The following is a 17,243-nucleotide window of genomic DNA, read 5'->3' as shown; positions in this document are numbered from 1 at the left end:
GAGAACGCCATGGACTTCACCTACGACGACGAGCAGCAGGCGCTGCGGGAGGCCGTGCGCGGCCTGCTCGCGAGCGCGTACGCCGACCACGACGCGCGACGCACGACGGTCGCCTCCGACGACGGGTTCGACCGCGCGCTGTGGGGGCGGCTGGCCGAGATGGGCATCCTCGGGCTGCCCTTCAGCGAGGCCGACGGCGGCGTCGGCGCCGGACCGGTCGAGATCGGCATCGTGTGCCAGGAGCTGGGCCGGGTGCTCGCCCCCGAGCCCTACCTCGCCTGCGTGGTCCACGCCGGCGGGCTGGTCGCCGCGGTCGGCTCGCCCGAGCAGAAGGCCGACCTGCTGGGCCGGCTCAGCAGCGGCGAGGTGCTGCTGGCGGCGGCCGACACCTCCCCCGGCAGCCGGTGGTCCTCGCACGCCGACGGCGTACGGGCCTCCGTGTCCGGCGACCTTTCGACAGGCTCAGGACAGCGCGCGTGGACCCTCGACGGCGTCGCGGACCCGGTGATGGGCGGCGGCGCGGCCGACATCCTCGTCGTGACCGCTGCGCTCCCCGACGGCCACGGCACCGGTGTCTTCCTCGTGGACGCGTCCGCCGCGGGCGTGACGGCGTACGCCGCCGCCGACCTGACGCGAGCGGCCAGCGTGCGCTTCGACGGCAGCGCCGCGACACCTCTCGGCCAGCCGGGTCGCGACCTGTCCGCCAGCATCGCCACGATCAGCGACCTCACCCGGATCATGGGAGCCAACCAGTCGCTCGGCGTCATGCAGTCCCAGGTGCGTGCCACGACCGACTACCTCAAGAGCCGCAAGCAGTTCGGCGTCACCCTCAACACCTTCCAGGCGCTGACCTTCCGCGCCGCCGACATGTACGTCGAGCTCGAGCTCGCGCACAGCATGGTCGACTGGGCGACGATGATGATCGCCGGCGGCGACCGCGAGGCGGTGGCCGACGCGGCCGACCGGGTCGGGCTGCAGGTCAGCCGGTCGGGCCGCCACGTCGGGCAGGAGGCGATCCAGCTGCACGGCGGCATCGGGATGACCGCGGAGTACGCCGTGGGCGTCGGCACGGCCCACCTCGAGGTGCTCGACCAGTGGCTGGGCAACGGGCCCCACCACCTCCGTCGGCTGTCCGAGCGGGTCACCGACCACGACCTGGTCGAGGCCCTCTCATGAGGAGTCGGCGCTGATGGACCTCTCCCTCACCGAGGAGCAGCAGGCCTTCCGCGCCCTCGCCCGCGACTTCCTCGAACGCGAGGCCGTCCCCCACCGCATGCAGTGGGACCACGACGAGTCGGTCGACCTCGCGATCGTGCCCAAGATGGCCGAGCTCGGGTTCTTCGGCCTCACCATCCCGGAGGAGTACGGCGGCGTCGGCGGCGACTACGTCACGTACTCGCTGGCCATGGAGGAGCTCGGCCGCGCCGACTCGGCGCTGCGCGGGATCGTCTCGGTCAGCAGCGGGCTGGTGGGCAAGTCGATCCTCTTCCACGGCACCGAGGAGCAGAAGCAGGAGTGGCTGCCGCAGCTCGCCGCGGGGACGAGGCTCGGCTGCTTCGGGCTCACCGAGCCCGGCACCGGGTCCGACGCCGGCAACCTCACCTCACGAGCGACCCGGGACGGCGCTGACTGGCTCGTCACCGGCCAGAAGCTCTTCATCACCAACGGCACCTGGGCCGACGTGGCCCTGGTGTTCGCCCGCACCAGCGACGACGGGCCGCGCGGCATCACTGCCTTCCTGGTGCCGACCGACTCCCCCGGCTTCGAGGCGCGCGAGATCAAGGGCAAGCTCGGGCTGCGCGGCCAGGCGACGGCCGAGCTGTTCCTGCACGACGTACGCGTCCCGGACTCCGCCCGCCTCGGGGAGGTCGGGCACGGGTTCAAGATCGCGATGGGCACCCTCGACAAGGGCCGGCTCGCGGTCGCCTCGGGCTGCGTCGGCATCGTGCAGGGCTGCCTGGAGGCCTCGGTCGCGTACGCCACGGAGCGCACGCAGTTCGGCCGGCCGATCGCGTCGTTCCAGCTCGTGCAGGACCTCATCGCCGACATCTCCCTCGACGCCGACGCCGCGCGGCTGCTGGCGTGGCGGTGCGCCGACCTGGTCGACCGCGGCGAGCCGTTCGGGACCGCCGCGTCCAAGGCCAAGCTCTTCGCCTCGGAGGCCGCCGTACGCGCCGCCAACAACGCGATCCAGGTGCACGGCGGCGCCGGCTACGTCGACGACTTCCCGGTCGCGAAGTACCTCCGCGACGCACGCGTGATGACGCTCTACGAGGGCACCTCGCAGATCCAGAAGCTCATCATCGGGCGGGCGGAGACGGGGATCAGCGCGTTCACGTGACGGGCGCACGCGCGTGGCGATCTCCCCACTTCGAGCGAAGACCGCCGCGACCGGCGCCACCTACGGTGGAACGGTGTCCGGACGATGGGCGGTCGCCCTGTTCCTGATGGCGCTGGTGGGGTGCTCGAGCGACGGCACCGAGTCCGGTCGCACGAGCGAGCCCACCTCGGTCGCTCCGGCGGCGGGAGACGAGACCAGCGCCTCCCCGTCCGCCGACGAGGAAGAGGAGCAGGTGGCCCGAGCCACTGCTCGGTTCGACGCCATCGCGGTGGTCGGTCACTCCGGCGCCACCGGAGTGGCGTCCGACCCCGACTCACCGATCGAGAGCGTCAACGCCAACTCCTGGGCCACCGGGGACAACCCCGAGGTCGACAGCATCTACCTCCGCCTGCTGGAGGACCACCCCGCCATCGAAGGGCACAACTACAACCTGTCCGCCAACGGTGCCGACATCGACCAGATGCTCGATCAGGCCGCGGCGTTGTCGACCGTGGAGGGCCCGCTGCCGGACCTGGTGTTGGTGCAGGGCGTCGACAACGACATGCGCTGCGACGGGACCGACCCGGCCAACGCCCGCCGGTTCGCACGGAAGTTCGAGCAGCTGGTCCGCACCATCAGGCGCGGCAACGACTCCGTCGCGATCTTCGTGGTCGACCAGTGGGGCACTCCCGACGCGTGGGCGCGGGCGGTGTCCGACGTGGACGGCCTCGTCCTGGGCAACACCGGGAGCGGACCGTGCGACCTCTTCGACGGCAAGGGGCGCGTGCGAGCAGAGGGCGTCGAGGGCATCCGTCGCATCTCGCGTCTCTACTACGACGCGATGACCGAGACCTGTCGCCGGACCCCCAGGTGCTGGACCGATCGAGGCGCCGCGGGGACGATGCCCGTCACCCCGGACCTGCTGGGCGCGGACTACAACCACCTCTCGGTCGCCGGGCACGCCGTCCTTGCCGAGACGATCTGGGAGGCACTGCCGAGACAGGTGACACAGCCGTCGTGAAACGGCGCGCGGATCGGCTGGCCCGTCTTCCGCGTCGCTCCCGCCGATCCGCCCTAGAGTCGGCGCATGCGTACGGTCGGGGGGCTGCCGGTCGTGGTCGGCCTCGGCGCGGCCGCGCTCGCGGTCGTCCTCACCGGGTCCGACGACGGCGCTCCCGCGGAGTCGGGTGCCGCTGCGGTGCCGCGCCAGCTCGCGGCGTACTCCCACCTGACCGGCAACGTCTCGACCTCGCCACCCGGCGCCGCCGTGGCGCTGTTCCAGCACGGCTGGGGCGTGGAGCTCCTCGACTTCCCCCAGGCCGTGGTGCTGGGCGCGGGAGGTGACGTCTACCGCCGCGTCGACGTGGCGGAGGACCGGGCGGGCGCCGAGACGCAGGGCGACCCGGCGCCCATGCTGCTCTCGCCCGACGGCACCCAGGTGGCCGTCGGTGACCACGACACCCAGGACCCCGACGTGGTGGTCGTCGACCTCCTCACCGGCGACACGACCACCCATCCTCTCCCGACGGGTCGCAGCGTCCTGCCCGTCGCCTGGTCGCGCGACGGCAGGTCGCTGGCTCACCTGCTGTCCCCCGCGCCGACCGATCCCTACACCGGAGAGCGCATCGCCGGAGCGGTGGGCGTCCTGGACCTGGAGGACGACACCACCGACGTGTTGTCCGACGACGACGTCACCGCCGTCGCCTTCTCGCCCGACGGCACCGAGGTGGTGCTCGAGCGGGCCGGCGCCTACTTCACGAGCGGCGCGAGGCTCTCCGTCGTCGACCTCGCCGGCGGCGCCGCCCGGGACCTCGAGTCCGTCGGCGTGCTCGCGGGTCCGGCCGCCTGGTCACCGGACGGACGCCTGGTCGCCACCACCACCCTGGAGCCCTCCGGTGCACCGGTGGGCGTGCCCGACCCCGGCCGGCCGACCGGCCTCTCGTTCGTGGACCCGTCAGGCGAGGGAAGCGAGGTGCCCCCGCGACTCGACCTGCCGCTGGCCGGACCTGGGCGGGTCCTCGGCTGGACCGGCGCGGGCGAGGTGGTGACGCTGCTCGACGTCGAGGGCTACGACCCGTGCTGCGGCCCGGAGGCCTACACCCTGTCCCGCGTCCCGGTCGACGGGGCGTCGCCGACCACGCTGACGACGATCCCGGACCTGCAGGGCTACGGCGTGGGCCGCTTCCAGATGGCCTCGGCCGCCGTCGGCGACCTGCGGACGGTGGCGCCCGGCGACGTCGACCGCGGCCCGTGGCCGTGGGGCTGGCGCATCGGCGCCGCCGTGCTCGCCGGGCTCACCGCCTGGCTCGCAGCCCGGCTGGTCGCATACGCGCTGCGCCGACGTCGGTCCTAGGAGGGGCCGTACTCGAGATCGTGGAGGATCCGGGTCACCTGGTGGCTCGGATCCTCCACGCTCTCGCTGGAGTCACCGGATATCCGGTGACTCCCGAACAGCGAGATCGTGGCCCCCACCCGGGACCAGACGCAACCTGGTCAGCCGAGCTTCTTCTGGAAGTCCCCGAGCCGGGCGACCGGACGGAAGCCCAGCGCCTCGTTGACGCCGATCATGTGCGCGTTGACCTCGGCGTTGTAGGTGGTCAGTCGGGTGACGTCGGGCCGTTCGCGCTGGAGCAGCCGCAGGTTGGCGACCTTGACCGCGAGCCCGAGCCGGTGGCCGCGGTGTGCCCGGTGGACGAGCGTCCCCCACTGGTAGGCCCGTCCCGGCTCGTGGACCGTCGTCGCGAGGTCGGAGTAGGCCACGACCTCGCCGGAGGCCGAGAGCGCGACGGTGTTGTACTTCGTGCGCCCCTGCCGGGCGATGGTCGCCTCCCGCTCGCGCACCGCCTCCGTGCTGACCGCCTCGGGCTCGAGCTCGAGGTCACCCGTGGGGGCCTCGGTCGCGAGGGTCGAGGTGATCTCCGCCCACCCGTGCAGCAGCTCGTCGGGCACCGGTCCGCTCCACGACCGCAGCGTGTACGCCGCGTGGGCGGGCGCCGCGTCGTCGGCCAGTCCGGCGAGGACCTCGTCGGCGACCGGGAGCGGCAGCTCGCGCTGCACCTCCGACAGCGCGAGGCCGAAACCGGTGGCGCTCGCGAACTCGGGCCCCGACGCGCCGGCACCGGCCGAGCCGGCGGCGTACGGCCAGGACGCCAACCCGGTGAGCACCCGTCGGCCGCGGGCGCGGGCCTCGTCCTCGAGCCCGGCGAGCAGCGCCGAGCCGACGCCCCGCCGTCGGTGCGCCGGCAGGACGTGGACGTCGATCTCGGCCAGCTCCAGGTTGTCGAGCATCGGGGTCCGCATCCACCCCGCACCGACCGTCTCCCCGTCGAGCACGGCCGACCACCCGGCGGTGCGACTGTGCCGGGCGGGGTCCTGCATCAGCGCGCGCAGCTCCTCGAGCTGCCACACCGACGCCACGTCGCCCAGCTCGTGGCGGGCGGACGTCTCGTAGACGTGGTGCCAGGCGGCGAACCCTGCGTCGTCGGCGGGGTCGAGCGCGTGGATCCCGAGGCCGTCGGGACGACTCACCGGGACCTCGCCACCCGTCCCTCGTCCCACACCGGACCGGGCGACTCGTAGACCTCGCCGTCGGCGCCGTAGACCAGGAACCGGTCGAACCCGCGGGCGAACCAGCGGTCGTGCGTCACCGCCAGCACGGTCCCCTCGAAGGCCTCGAGCCCGGCCTCCAGCGCCTCGGCCGACTGCACGTCGAGGTTGTCGGTGGGCTCGTCGAGCAGCAGCAGCGTCGCGCCGGACAGCTCGAGCAGCAGGATCTGGAAGCGTGCCTGCTGCCCGCCGCTCAGCGACTCGAACCGCTGCTCGCCGGCGTGCGCCAGCTCGTAGCGGTCGAGCACCCGGCTCGCCGCCTCGCGGCCCATGCCGTCGCGGTGGTCGTCGCCGCGGTGGAGGATCTCCAGCAGCGTGCGCCCCACCAGCTCGGGGTGCTCGTGCGTCTGCACGAACCAGCCCGGCCGCACCCGGGCGCCGAGCTTGGCGCTGCCGGTGTGCGCGACCGGCGCGGGAGGCACGCCGACGGGCTGGTGCTCGATGTCCGGGTCGCTGCCGCCGGCGGCCAGCAGGCGCAGGAAGTGCGACTTGCCGGAGCCGTTGGAGCCCAGCACCGCCACCCGCTCGCCGTACCAGACCTCGAGGTCGAACGGCTTCATGAGGTTGGTGAGCTCCAGGTCGGTGCACACCACGGCCCGCTTGCCCGTACGCCCGCCCTTGAGCCGCATCTTCACCTGCTGCTCGCGCGGCTGCTCGGTCGGCGGACCGGCGTCCTCGAACTTCTTCAACCGGGTCTGCGCCGCCTGGTAGCGGCTGGCCATGTCGGAGTTGTACGCCGCCTTCTGCTTGTACATCAGCATCTGCGCGCGCAGCTTGGCGTACTCCTCGTCCCAGCGCCGGCGCAGCTCCTCGAAGCGCTCGAACCGCTCGGCGCGCGCCTGGTGGTAGCTCGCGAAGCCGCCGGGGTGGGTCCACACGAGGTTGCCGGCGCTGCCGAGCTCGACGGTCACGATGCGGGTCGCGGTGTTGTTGAGCAGCTCGCGGTCGTGGCTGATGAACAGGATCGTCTTGGCCGACTCGCGGATGCGTTCCTCCAGCCAGATCTTGCCCGGCACGTCGAGGTAGTTGTCCGGCTCGTCGAGCAGCAGGACCTGGTCCGGGCCCTGGAGCAGGTACTCCAGCACCAGCCGCTTCTGCTCACCTCCGGAGAGCGTGGTGAGCGCCCGGTACTTCGCACGGTCGTAGGGCATGCCCATCGCCGCGGTCGTGACCTTGTCCCAGACGACCTCGAGGTCGTAGCCGCCGACGTCGCCGTAGTGGCCGAGCGCCTCGGCGTAGGCCATCTGCACCGACTCGCTGTCATCGTCCATGAGCCGCAGCTCCTGTGCAGCGACCTCGTGCGCCCACCGGCGTACGTCGGCCGGCGCCACCGACAGCAGCAGGTCTGCGACCGTCTCGTCGGCACCCCCGTGGCCGACGAACTGTCGCATCACCCCGAGGCCGCCGGACCGCGTGACCACGCCCGCGTGCGGCTTGAGGTCACCGGTCACGATCCGCAGGAGGGTCGTCTTGCCGGCACCGTTGGCCCCCACCAGGGCGACCTTCTGGCCGTCCCCCACCCGGAAGCTGACGTCGTCGAGCAGCACCCGGCCGTCCGGCAGCTCGTAGCGCACTCCAGCGACGTCGACGTGTCCCACGGAGGGATTGTCGCAAGCGTCGGGCCCGCTCGTCGCGTGGATATCCGTTCGCCCGGTCGGCCGGATGCTGCGCTGGTCGAGCGGCACGCAGGGGACGAGCGCGCACCTCGAGACCCTCGATCATGGTCTAGACCACGGTTAGGGTGCTGCTCATGGCGACCTCCACCTCGGAAGAGCAGACCACCGTCCCCCGCTGGCGCATCATCGGCCCCGGGCTCGTCGTCGCGGCGACCGGCGTCGGCGCGGCCGACCTCGTGGCGACCCTCATCGCAGGGCAGAAGTTCGGCTACACGCTGCTGTGGTGCGTGGTCGTCGGCTGCCTGATGAAGATCGTGCTCGTCGAGGGCGCGGGCCGCTACTGCCTCTCGACCGGGCGGACGATCTTCGAGGGCTGGCGCTCGCTCGGAGCCTGGACGACCTGGTACTTCGCGCCGTACATCGTCATCTGGGGCTTCGTCTACGGGGCCGCCGCCATGGCCGGCACCGGCCTCGCACTCGCCGGCCTGACCGGAGTCCTCTCGACGACGTGGTGGGGCATCCTGTCGGGCCTCCTCGGCCTGGCGCTGGTGTGGTCCGGGCGCTACAGCGTCTTCGAGAAGGTGCTCGCCGCGCTCGTCGGCATCATGTTCGTCACGATGGTCGGCGCCGCCCTGCTGACCCTGCCCAACCTCGGCGAGCTCCTCACCGGCCTGGTCCCGCGGATCCCCGAGGACGGCCTGGTCAACACCCTCGCCCTCGCCGGCGGCGTCGGTGGCACCATCACCCTCGCCGCCTACGGCTACTGGCTGCGCGAGAAGGGCTGGAGCACCCCGGCCTACATGCGGGTCATGCGCATCGACAACACCGTGGCCTACGTCGTCACCGGCATCTTCGTCCTCGCGACCCTCGTGGTCGGCGCCGAGCTGCTCTACTCGACCAGCGTCGCGATCGAGACCGGCGACGCGGGACTCCTCGACCTCGGCGCGGTGCTGCAGGACCGCTACGGCCAGTGGGCGGGCAAGCTCTTCCTGCTGGGCTTCTGGGCCGCCGCGATGTCCTCGCTGGTCGGCGTGTGGAACGGCGTCAGCCTGATGTTCGCCGACTTCATGACCAACGTGACCGGCGGCGACGAGGCCGACGCCCGCGCCGGGGGCAAGTGGTACAAGGCCTACATCCTCTGGCTGACGTTCCCGCCGATGGTGATGATGTTCCTCGGCAAGCCGGTCTGGCTGATCCTCGCCTACGGCGTCCTCGGCGCGTTCTTCATGCCGTTCCTCGCGATCACCCTGCTCTGGCTGCTCAACACCGACCGCACTCCGGCCGAGTGGCGCAACAAGATCCACTCCAACGTGCTGATGGCGATCATCGCGCTCGCATTCGTCGCGCTCTGCGTCAACGAGGTCCGCAAGGCCGTCAGCGGGGCGTGACCACGCGCAAGCCGCTCACGCGCCCGTCGGGTGCCTGACCCACACGTTGGGCTCGACGTAGGTCGCCGTCCCGTGCTCGGCGTCGCACATCACCGGCGCGAGGGCACCGGGCACGACGACGGGGCCCGTCGTGTCGAAGGGCAGCCCGGTCCACTCGCGCCACTCCTCGACCGTGCCGGGGATGACCATCGAGCGTGGGCACACGCGGTCGATCCGGCCCCCGGCGCGTACGTGCACCCGCAGCCACGGGTCCACGGGGAGCCCGTCGTCACGGGTGCGGAGGGCGTACGCCGCCATCGGCTCGTGGACGTCGGCCTTGCCGTTGGGGCGCACCGGTGCGAGCAGCTCGCCGAACCCGAGCCGGCCCGCGTTGTCACGCAGCGCCGCGACGATCCGGCCCGACAGCCCGCTGCCCTGGAGGCCCGGCTCGATCGCGATCTCGACCGCCGACACCGCGTCGGGGTCCTCACCCCACAGCTTCGTCAGCAGCCCGCTGCGGATGGCGAAGTCCCACCCCGCGTCGGGCAGCTCACCCTCGGGCAGCCGGAACGGCACCGAGTGGGCCTTCGCGACCATCCGCCCCGACTCGTCGAGGCAGACCAGGACGAACTCGGCGAACTCCTCGAGCGAGGCGTAGTAGCCGTTGCCGATCGGGTCGTGCTTCATGAACTCCGGCCACGACGTCTCCATGTCCCAGAAGACGTCCATCAGCTCCGGTCGCTCTGCCAGCGTGACGAACTCGAGGTGCACACGGACCAGTCTGCTCGTGGCCGCAACAGGTTTCAGAGCCGCTCGGCCACCCGACGGGCAGCCACCTGCAGCACGTCCCACGCGGTGGCGAAGGGCGGTGCGTAGGCCAGGTCCATCCACGCGAGGTCGTCGACCGTCCCCTCGTGCCACAGCACCGCGGCCGCGGCGTCGATCCGCTTGCCGGCGCCGCGCCCGCCCACGACCTGCACGCCCAGCAGCCTGCGGCTGGCGCGGTCGGCCATCACCCAGATGGCGACCGGGTCGGCCTCCGGCATGTAGCCGCTCGCCGTCGAGCCCTCGGTGACGAGCGCGACCGGGTCGAGGCCGGCCGCCGTCGCGTCCGCGCGGGACAGCCCGGTGCGGGCGATCTCGACGTACTGCCCGCAGGCTGCGAAGCGCGTGATCGAGGTGTCGGTCATCCCCTCGAACGCGAGCGAGCCGCCGGCGAGGCTGTCGCCGAGCGCACGCCCGTGCTTGTTGGCATGGGTGCCGAGCGGCCGGAAGACCCACGCGTCGTCGATCCGCCGCCGCACCTCGCAGCAGTCACCGGCGGCCCAGACGTGGTCGGCCACGCGGCCGTGCGGGTCCGGCCGCAGCGCACCGTCCTCGGTGAGCGGCAGCCCGGTCCCGCGCAGGAAGTCCGTCGCGGGGCGCACGCCGATCGCCACGGCCACGAGGTCCGCCTCGCGACTGCCACCGTCCCAGTGCACGCCGGACACCCGGTCGCCGTCGAGGTCGAGGCCGGTGACCTCGGCGCCCAGCACCAGCTCGACGCCGGCGTCGACCAGGGCCTTGTTGACCAGGTCGGACATCTCGTCCTCGAGCATCCCCATGCCGCGCGTGCGGGTGAGGACGGTGACGCCGAAGCCTTGCCGCAGGGCGGCCTCGGCGACCTCGACGCCGACGTAGCCCGCGCCCACGACCACCACGTGCGCACCGTCGCCGGCCTCGGCGAACCGGTCGACCCAGGCCGTGCCGTCGTCGAGCGTCTTCACCACCCCGACCCCGGCGTACGCCGTGCCGTCGGGCCGCAGCGCCCAGTCGGGCACCACCGCGGGGGCGCCCGTGGCGACGACCAGTTCGTCGAAGCCGATCGCCTCGCCGTCGGCGGTCGTGACCGTACGCCCGGACAGGTCGGCCGCGACCACCTCGACCCCGAGCCGCAGGTCGATCCCGGCGTCCCGGTGCTGCTCGGCGCTGCGGGCGACGAGGTCGTCACCGCCGTCGACGTCGCCGGCCATCCAGTAGGGGATGCCGCAGGCGCTGTAGGAGGTGTGCGTGCCGCGGTCGAGCACGGTGATCGCCAGCTCGCGCCCCGTACGCCGCGCGGTCCGCAGCGCCTGGTGCGCCGCGGACATCCCGGCGGCGTCGGCACCGACGACGACGATGCGCTCGGTCACTCCTCGGTCTGCTCTGCCCACAGGTTGACCCCCGAATCCACGGCGTGACGGTCGATCTCGGCGAGCTCGTCGTCGGTCAGGGGCGGCCCGGAGAGGGCGTCGAGGTTGGTGTCGAGCTGCTCCACGCTGGAGGCGCCGATCACCGCGCTCGTCACCCGCTCGTCGCGCAGGACCCACTGGAGGGCGAGCTGCGCGAGCTTCTGGCCGCGGGCCTCGGCGACCCGGTTCAGCGCCCGCACCCGCTCGAGCGTCTCCTCGTCGAGGCCGGTGATCGTGGAGTCGTCGCGAGCGGCGCGCGAGTCGGCCGGCACGCCGTCGAGGTAGCGGTCGGTGAGCAGGCCCTGGGCGAGGGCGGTGAAGACGATGCAGCCCATCCCCTGCTGCTCGAGCTCGTCGAGCAGCCCGCCCTCGATCCAGCGGTTGAGCATCGAGTAGGACGGCTGGTGGATCAGGAGCGGCGTGCCGAGGTCGCGCGCGATCCCGGCCGCCTCCCTGGTCTTCGCCGGCGAGTAGGACGAGATGCCGACGTAGAGCGCGCGCCCCGACCGGACCGCCGCGTCGAGCGCCGTCATGGTCTCCTCGAGCGGCGTCTCCGGGTCGAAGCGGTGGCTGTAGAAGATGTCCACGTAGTCGAGACCGAGCCGGTCGAGCGACTGGTCGAGCGAGGCCAGGACGTACTTCCGCGAGCCGCCACCCTGCCCGTAGGGGCCCGGCCACATGTCGTAGCCGGCCTTGGTCGAGATGACCAGCTCGTCGCGGTAGGGCTTGAAGTCGTCCTTGAGGTAGCGGCCGAAGTTCTCCTCGGCGCGGCCGTAGGGCGGGCCGTAGTTGTTGGCGAGGTCGATGTGCGTGACCCCCCGGTCGAAGGCGCGCCGCAGGATCGCCCGCTGCGTCTCCTCGGGCCGGTCGGTGCCGAAGTTCTGCCAGAGGCCCAACGACAGCGCGGGCAGCCTGAGCCCGCTCCGCCCGGTCCGCCGGTAGTGCATCCCGGTGGAGTCGTCGTACCTGTCGTCGGCTGCGTCGTAGGCCATGGCCCCATCCTGCCCGGTCGGGTGCCGGGGGCGCGTCCGGGACGGACCGGGGTGATGCCCGATGGCCGCCGGCCGCAGCGCGACGTGCACTGGATCCATGGCTCCCTCGTTGCGCGGCACCGCCCTCCGGCTCGCCGTGTCGACCGCCGGTCGGGTCCCGGCGGCCGTGCGGTTCCCGCTGCAGCGCGACGGCCTCGACCCGGTGCCGCGACTCGAGGCGAGTCGCGCGCGCGGCGACGTGGTGCGCCTCGCGCGGCTGCTCGGGACCCGGGTCTGGCTCGTCACGGGGTACGACGCCGCCCGGGCCGTGCTCGCCGACTCCGACGCCTTCGCCAACGACGTGCGCGGCCTGATCGGCCGCCAGGGCCGGGCGCCCGCCGAGCGGATCGGGGGTCTCGGGATGACCGACTCCCCCGACCACGAGCGCCTGCGGCGGGTGCTGACGCCCTGCTTCACGCGGCGCCGGCTGGTCGACCTCCAGCAGGACGTCGACCGCGTCGTCGAGGCGGCCCTCGACGACCTGGCCGCCCACGGACCCGAGGTCGACCTGGTCGACCGCTTCGGCTTCGCGGTGCCCTTCGGTGTCATCTGCGACCTGCTCGGGATGCCGGTCGTGGACCGCGACGCGTTCCGCCGCCGCGGTGCGGCGCGCTTCGACCTGCGCGACGGCAGCGCACGGATCTTCGACACCGCGGCGGGCACCCGGCGGTTCCTCATCGATCTCGTGGCCGCCGAGCGCCGGTCGCCGCACCTGCCGGACGGCCTGCTCGCCCGGATGGTCTCCGAGCACGGAGCCGCCTTCGACGACGTCGAGCTCGGCGGCCTCGCCGACGGGGTCTTCCTCGGCGGCTACGAGACGAGCGCCAGCATGCTGTCGTTGGGCACCTGGGTCCTGCTCCAGCACCCGGGCGCGTGGGCGACGCTCCAGCGGGGCGAGCGCGCCGAGGTCGACCGCGTGGTCGAGGAGCTGCTGCGGTTCGTCTGCCCGGTGCAGGTCGCCTTCCCGCGCATCGCCCGCCGCGAGGTCCGGGTCGGCGACCAGCGGGTGCGCACGGGCGACATCGTCGTCGTCTCGCTCACCGGAGCCGGACGCGACCCGGCCCGCCACGCCGACCCGGGACGCTTCGACCCGACGGCTGCCTCGGCCGGGACCCTCGCCTTCGGCCACGGCCTGCACCGGTGCGTCGGTGCGGAGCTGGCCCGCATGGAGCTCCGTACGGCGCTCGTCGCACTGGCGCGCCGCTTCCCCGACCTCGCGCTCGCCTGCGACCCGCACGACCTGCGGTTCACCGAGCTCGCCATCGTCCACGGGGTCGAGCGGCTGCCCGTCCGGCTGGGGTGACGCCCGCCTGCTGCGTACCGTGGAGCGGGTGGCAGGCAGAGTCGTCCTCCTCCTGGCCGCGGCGGTCGTCGCGCTGACGTCGTCCTGCGCCGCCGAGGACCCGCGCGGCGCGAACCAGGGGGCTGCGCCCGTGGAGCGACGGACGACGAGCGAACCGCCGGCGACCCCCGAGAGCCCGGCGGCCGCGAGCGAGCCCACCACCGAACCCACCACCGAACCCACCACCGAACCCACCACCGAGCCCGAGCCGGTGGTCCCCGAGCCGCGTCGCTCGTACGTCACCATCCCGGCCATCGGGCTGAGGGGCTTCCCCGTCGTGCGCTACCGCGGGTCGCCCGACGACGCCCCGGGGACCGCGCTGCAGAACGCCGGGGACATGGCGTCCCCGCGGGGACCGGGCGGCGGCACCGGACCCGGCGAGGTCGGCAACTACATCGTCACCGGGCACCGGCTGACCGGGACCGCCCCGCTGCGCGACTCCCCCTCGCTGCGCCGCGGTGACCGGATCCTGGTCCGCACCGGCGACACCGTGTACGTCTACGAGGTGCGCCGCACCCGGTGGACGTCCTTCCGGCGGCCGGCCTCGCTGCGCGCCCAGCGCGCGGAGGTGCCGGGGCGCCCCGGTGCGGACGCCACCCGGCCGATGATCACGCTCTCGACCTGCGCGACCCTCGAGGACCACGCCAACGGCAACTACTGGTCCGACGAGTTCGACAACCCCGAGCACCGCATCGACAAGATCGGCGTGCTCGTGGCGACCCGATCCGCGTGAAACCCGTTGCCCGCGCTCGGCTCGGCGCGGTGGAATGCACGCCATGCCCGAGCTGACCGCGATGAGCGACCGGTGGCGCGCCTCCGGCTTCGTCGACTCCGCGCACGCGTGGATCGTGGCACGGCTCGCCGAGCGGGGACGCTCGGTCGTCGCCGCGATCGAGCAGCCGCACGTCACCGACTGGTCGACCGTCATGCGGGTGCCGACCGACGACGGACCGGTGTGGTTCAAGGCCAACGACGACTCCATGCGGCACGAGGCGGCCGCCACCGCGATCGTCGCTCCGCTGTCGGGCGGGCGGGTGCCGGTGCCGCTGGCCAGCGACCCGCGGACGGGCTGGATGCTCCTCGCGGACGCCGGCCGGCGGCTGCGTGACGTCATCCCCGAGGAGCGCAGCCTCGTGCGGTGGCACGACGTGCTGGAGGCGTACGCCCGGCTCCAGCTCGCCTGCGAGGACCGGGTCGACGCCCTGCTGGCCGCCGGACTCCCCGACCGCCGGCTGCACACGCTGCCAGGGGCGTACGCCGCGCTGCTAGCCGGACTCGACGACGTCGACCCGCGCCTGCCGGGCCCCGACGCGATCACCGACCTGTGCGACCGGCTCGTCGCCTTCGGCATCCGCGAGACCGTCCAGCACGACGACCTCCACGACGGACAGGTCTTCCTCGGCGACGGCGTGCACCAGGTGCTCGACTGGGGCGACGCGTGCGTCTCGCATCCCTTCTTCACCCTGGCGGTCACCCTCGAGGGCGTCATCGCGTGGGGCATCGACGACGAGGAGGGCTCCGAGGACCTCGACCCCCACCTCGCGGCGTACCTCCGGCCCTTCGCGAAGACCTACCCGCTCACGGACACGGACCTGCGCGAGGCGGCGCGGATCGCGATGCGTCTCGGCTGGGTGTGCCGCGCGATCAACGGTGCGCTGCCCCAGGACCCGGGCCAGACCCACACCCGCCTGAGGATGTTCCTCGACGGCAAGCCCTAGGCGGTCACGCGCGCCGCGTCTCCAGCACCCGGAACCCCTTGCTGCTCGCGAGCCGCTGCGTGGGCCAGCCCTGCTCGCCCAGCCACCGCTGGAGCGAGTCGGCACCCAGGTTCTTGCCGACGACCATGACCATCCGCCCGCCGGGCGCCAGCCGGGGCAGCCAGGTCAGCAGCAGCTCGTGGAGCGCGTCCTTGCCGATCCGGATCGGCGGGTTGGACCAGATCTCGTCGAAGACCTGGTCGCTGGGCACCTGCTCGGGCAGGCACGCGACGAAGCGCGAGGCCAGGCCCGCCGCGCGGGCGTTGTCGTTGGCGAGCAGCAGCGCGCGCTCGTTGACGTCGACGGCGGTCACGTTGGCCAGCGGCACGGCCTTCGCGATGGCGAGCCCGATGACGCCGTAGCCGCAGCCGAGGTCGAGGAACTGCCCCTGCACCGGCGGCTCGAGCTCCTTGAACAGGACCGCCGTGGCGTGGTCGAGGTGGCCCCGGCTGAAGACGCCCGAGCCCGTGTCGAACCGCAGCTCGTGGCCCCACAGCTCGGCCGTGAACGCCTCGCGCTCGAAGGGGACGCCGGGGTCGGCGGAGAAGTAGTGCTCAGGCATCGATCGCCTCTCTTCTGGCTCGGGCGCGCCCGGCCTGCGCCGCGAGCTCGTCGTCGTCGGGGTAGCCGACCTCCTCCAGCGTGAGGCCGTGGGGATGCACGACCCGTACGCCCTGGTCGCGTCGCCGTCCGGCCATCACCTCGGCCGGCCAGGTCGTCGGTCGTCGCCCCTCCCCGACCGCGATCAGGCAGCCGACGAGCGAGCGCACCATGTTGTGGCAGAACGCGTCGGCGCGCACCGTGCCAACCGCGAGGCTGGCGTCGTCGCGGTGCCAGGCGAGGTCGAGCAGCGTACGGACCGTGGTCGCGCCCTCCCGCTGCTTGCAGAAGGACGCGAAGTCCTGGAGGCCGACCAGCGGCGCGGAGGCCTCGTTCATCGCGTCGAGGTCGAGGCGCCGGCCCCACGTCAGGACGTGGCCGCGCACCAGCGGGTCGGCGAGCTCCCGGGCGTCGGCGATCCGGTAGGCGTAGCGCCGCCAGGTCGCGGAGAAGCGTGCGTCGAACCCGTCGGGCGCCTCGACCACGCGGCGTACGCGCAGGTCGGCCGGCAGGATGCCGTCGACGCGACGGGCGAGGGCGTCCAGCGGCGGGTCGGTGGACCGGCCCGCGGACGCCGCCACGACGTCGGGCTCGACGTCGACGTGGGCCACCTGCCCGCGCGCGTGCACCCCGGCGTCCGTACGCCCGGCGACGGTCACCCGCACCTCCGGCACCCGCAGCGCAGTGGCCAGCGCGGACTCGAGGGTGCCCTGCACCGTGCGCCGCCCCGGCTGAGCGGCCCAGCCGGAGAAGTCGGCGCCGTCGTAGGCACAGTCGATCCGCAGGCGCACGCCAGCGATCCTAGGCGCTGCGCGAGGCGGACCCACGGGGTGGTGACCGCCCGCCCGGCAGCACCTAGGCTGGCGATGAGATGTCCCGGTCCCGACTCGTCAGCCGAGCCGTCGCGCTCGTCCTGGTCGCGACGTCCTCGCCGGCAGCCCTCGGCGTCTCGCTGGCCTCGGCTGCGGTTCCCAGCACCGCCGTGGCGTCCGCGGGCGACAGCGACGGCGACGGGCTCGACGACCTCGTCGACGGCTGCCCCACGGTGGCGTCGCCGAACCCGACCGGCTGCCCCAGCGCGACGCGTACGGCCCGCCTGCGCTGGCTCGAGGGCCGCGACCGGCTCGAGGCCAGGGTCCTCTCCCCCGAGCAGACCTGCGCCTCGCGCGCCCGGGTCAGCCTGTGGCGTGTCCGGCGCGGCGGGGACGTGAAGGTGGAGGGCGCGAACGCGTCGTACGTCGGCCGCCAGCGCTTCCGCGCCGTGCGACGCGCGACCTACTACGTGACGGTGTCGGCGTCCTACAGCTCGGGCCGCGCCGAGTGCCTCGGGGCGGTGTCGCGGAAGGTGCGGGTGCCCCGCCGCTGAACCTTGTTCAACCACATGGTTGACAACG

The 17,243-nt window shown here is 73.2% G+C and carries 16 protein-coding genes; 9 read left to right on the top strand and 7 right to left on the bottom strand.

The genetic code is table 11. The annotated features are described in order from the left end of the window. The first annotated feature begins 9 nt into the window (after positions 1-9). The 4 genes from IEZ24_RS03275 to IEZ24_RS03260 all read left to right on the top strand — a co-directional run bounded on the left by IEZ24_RS03275 (position 10) and on the right by IEZ24_RS03260 (position 4,673). On the top strand, positions 10-1,176 hold the full coding sequence (locus IEZ24_RS03275) for an acyl-CoA dehydrogenase family protein (RefSeq protein ID WP_129453418.1): 1,167 nt from the start codon (positions 10-12) through the stop codon (positions 1,174-1,176). 13 nt (positions 1,177-1,189) lie between these two features. Beyond that, positions 1,190-2,341: an acyl-CoA dehydrogenase family protein gene (locus IEZ24_RS03270; RefSeq protein WP_129453417.1), complete on the top strand. Its 1,152-nt coding sequence runs from the start codon at positions 1,190-1,192 to the stop codon at positions 2,339-2,341. Between the two features lie 73 nt (positions 2,342-2,414). Then, on the top strand, positions 2,415-3,341 hold the full coding sequence (locus IEZ24_RS03265; protein WP_129453416.1) for an SGNH/GDSL hydrolase family protein: 927 nt from the start codon (positions 2,415-2,417) through the stop codon (positions 3,339-3,341). Positions 3,342-3,407: 66 nt separating this feature from the next. After that, positions 3,408-4,673, top strand: coding sequence for a TolB family protein (locus IEZ24_RS03260; protein ID WP_129453415.1), 1,266 nt, complete (start codon positions 3,408-3,410; stop codon positions 4,671-4,673). 140 nt (positions 4,674-4,813) lie between these two features. Here IEZ24_RS03260 and IEZ24_RS03255 read toward each other — a convergent pair whose 3' ends face one another. Together IEZ24_RS03255 and IEZ24_RS03250 are read right to left on the bottom strand one after the other, a co-directional pair. After that, positions 4,814-5,848: a GNAT family N-acetyltransferase gene (locus tag IEZ24_RS03255; RefSeq protein ID WP_242498370.1), complete on the bottom strand. Its 1,035-nt coding sequence runs from the start codon at positions 5,846-5,848 to the stop codon at positions 4,814-4,816. After that, entirely contained in the window at positions 5,845-7,524 is a 1,680-nt protein-coding gene (locus IEZ24_RS03250) for an ABC-F family ATP-binding cassette domain-containing protein (protein ID WP_129453414.1), read from the bottom strand. The genes IEZ24_RS03255 and IEZ24_RS03250 overlap by 4 nt, the downstream gene beginning before the upstream one ends. A 152-nt stretch (positions 7,525-7,676) precedes the next feature. On the opposite strand from IEZ24_RS03250, the gene IEZ24_RS03245 reads away from it, so the two are divergent. Next, complete coding sequence (locus tag IEZ24_RS03245) at positions 7,677-8,930, top strand: Nramp family divalent metal transporter (RefSeq protein WP_129453413.1); 1,254 nt, start codon at positions 7,677-7,679, stop codon at positions 8,928-8,930. 15 nt (positions 8,931-8,945) lie between these two features. Here IEZ24_RS03245 and IEZ24_RS03240 read toward each other — a convergent pair whose 3' ends face one another. Genes IEZ24_RS03240 through mgrA form a run of 3 tightly spaced genes read right to left on the bottom strand, consistent with a single transcriptional unit; the run spans position 8,946 to position 12,111 of the window. Then, positions 8,946-9,680 (bottom strand): N-acetyltransferase, encoded by a 735-nt coding sequence (locus IEZ24_RS03240; RefSeq protein ID WP_191192809.1) that lies wholly within the window; start codon positions 9,678-9,680, stop codon positions 8,946-8,948. 32 nt (positions 9,681-9,712) lie between these two features. Further along, positions 9,713-11,080: an FAD-dependent oxidoreductase gene (locus IEZ24_RS22210; RefSeq protein ID WP_242498369.1), complete on the bottom strand. Its 1,368-nt coding sequence runs from the start codon at positions 11,078-11,080 to the stop codon at positions 9,713-9,715. Continuing rightward, positions 11,077-12,111, bottom strand: coding sequence for an L-glyceraldehyde 3-phosphate reductase (gene mgrA, locus IEZ24_RS03230; RefSeq protein WP_129453412.1), 1,035 nt, complete (start codon positions 12,109-12,111; stop codon positions 11,077-11,079). Before mgrA ends, IEZ24_RS22210 begins: the two co-directional genes overlap by 4 nt. Positions 12,112-12,208: 97 nt before the next feature. Here mgrA and IEZ24_RS03225 point away from each other — a divergent pair, with 97 nt between their 5' ends. The 3 genes from IEZ24_RS03225 to IEZ24_RS03215 are packed head-to-tail and all read left to right on the top strand — an operon-like array spanning position 12,209 to position 15,210. Continuing rightward, positions 12,209-13,453 (top strand): cytochrome P450, encoded by a 1,245-nt coding sequence (locus tag IEZ24_RS03225; protein WP_129453411.1) that lies wholly within the window; start codon positions 12,209-12,211, stop codon positions 13,451-13,453. A gap of 28 nt (positions 13,454-13,481) precedes the next feature. Beyond that, positions 13,482-14,225 carry a sortase domain-containing protein gene (locus IEZ24_RS03220; RefSeq protein WP_242498368.1) on the top strand — a complete coding sequence of 248 codons (744 nt, stop codon included), beginning with the start codon at positions 13,482-13,484 and terminating at the stop codon, positions 14,223-14,225. Between the two features lie 43 nt (positions 14,226-14,268). After that, entirely contained in the window at positions 14,269-15,210 is a 942-nt protein-coding gene (locus tag IEZ24_RS03215) for a phosphotransferase (protein WP_165355957.1), read from the top strand. 4 nt (positions 15,211-15,214) lie between these two features. Here the strand turns inward: IEZ24_RS03215 and IEZ24_RS03210 are convergent, their stop codons facing one another. Next, a complete protein-coding gene (locus IEZ24_RS03210; protein ID WP_129453409.1) occupies positions 15,215-15,811 on the bottom strand; it encodes a class I SAM-dependent methyltransferase in 597 nt (198 codons plus the stop codon). Then, entirely contained in the window at positions 15,804-16,640 is an 837-nt protein-coding gene (truA, locus tag IEZ24_RS03205) for a tRNA pseudouridine(38-40) synthase TruA (RefSeq protein ID WP_129453408.1), read from the bottom strand. Before truA ends, IEZ24_RS03210 begins: the two co-directional genes overlap by 8 nt. Positions 16,641-16,720: 80 nt before the next feature. Here truA and IEZ24_RS03200 point away from each other — a divergent pair, with 80 nt between their 5' ends. Beyond that, positions 16,721-17,215, top strand: a complete 495-nt coding sequence (locus IEZ24_RS03200; protein ID WP_129453407.1) for a hypothetical protein — start codon at positions 16,721-16,723, stop codon at positions 17,213-17,215. Positions 17,216-17,243 lie beyond the last annotated feature (28 nt).

This window comes from Nocardioides ganghwensis, assembly GCF_014779655.1.
Taxonomy (GTDB): domain Bacteria; phylum Actinomycetota; class Actinomycetes; order Propionibacteriales; family Nocardioidaceae; genus Nocardioides; species Nocardioides ganghwensis.
The sequence above is the reverse complement of the archived record's forward strand: the minus strand, read 5'-3'. Positions and strand labels throughout refer to the sequence as shown.

Excerpts from the sequence above, each read along its gene's own strand:
- IEZ24_RS03275 (WP_129453418.1), top strand. The coding sequence starts at position 10 with ATGGACTTCACCTACGACGACGAGCAGCAGGCGCTGCGGGAGGCCGTG.
- IEZ24_RS03270 (WP_129453417.1), top strand. The coding sequence starts at position 1,190 with ATGGACCTCTCCCTCACCGAGGAGCAGCAGGCCTTCCGCGCCCTCGCC.
- IEZ24_RS03260 (WP_129453415.1), top strand. The coding sequence starts at position 3,408 with ATGCGTACGGTCGGGGGGCTGCCGGTCGTGGTCGGCCTCGGCGCGGCC.
- IEZ24_RS03245 (WP_129453413.1), top strand. The coding sequence starts at position 7,677 with ATGGCGACCTCCACCTCGGAAGAGCAGACCACCGTCCCCCGCTGGCGC.
- mgrA (WP_129453412.1), bottom strand. The coding sequence starts at position 12,111 with ATGGCCTACGACGCAGCCGACGACAGGTACGACGACTCCACCGGGATG.
- IEZ24_RS03225 (WP_129453411.1), top strand. The coding sequence starts at position 12,209 with ATGGCTCCCTCGTTGCGCGGCACCGCCCTCCGGCTCGCCGTGTCGACC.
- IEZ24_RS03215 (WP_165355957.1), top strand. The coding sequence starts at position 14,269 with ATGCCCGAGCTGACCGCGATGAGCGACCGGTGGCGCGCCTCCGGCTTC.
- IEZ24_RS03210 (WP_129453409.1), bottom strand. The coding sequence starts at position 15,811 with ATGCCTGAGCACTACTTCTCCGCCGACCCCGGCGTCCCCTTCGAGCGC.
- IEZ24_RS03200 (WP_129453407.1), top strand. The coding sequence starts at position 16,721 with ATGTCCCGGTCCCGACTCGTCAGCCGAGCCGTCGCGCTCGTCCTGGTC.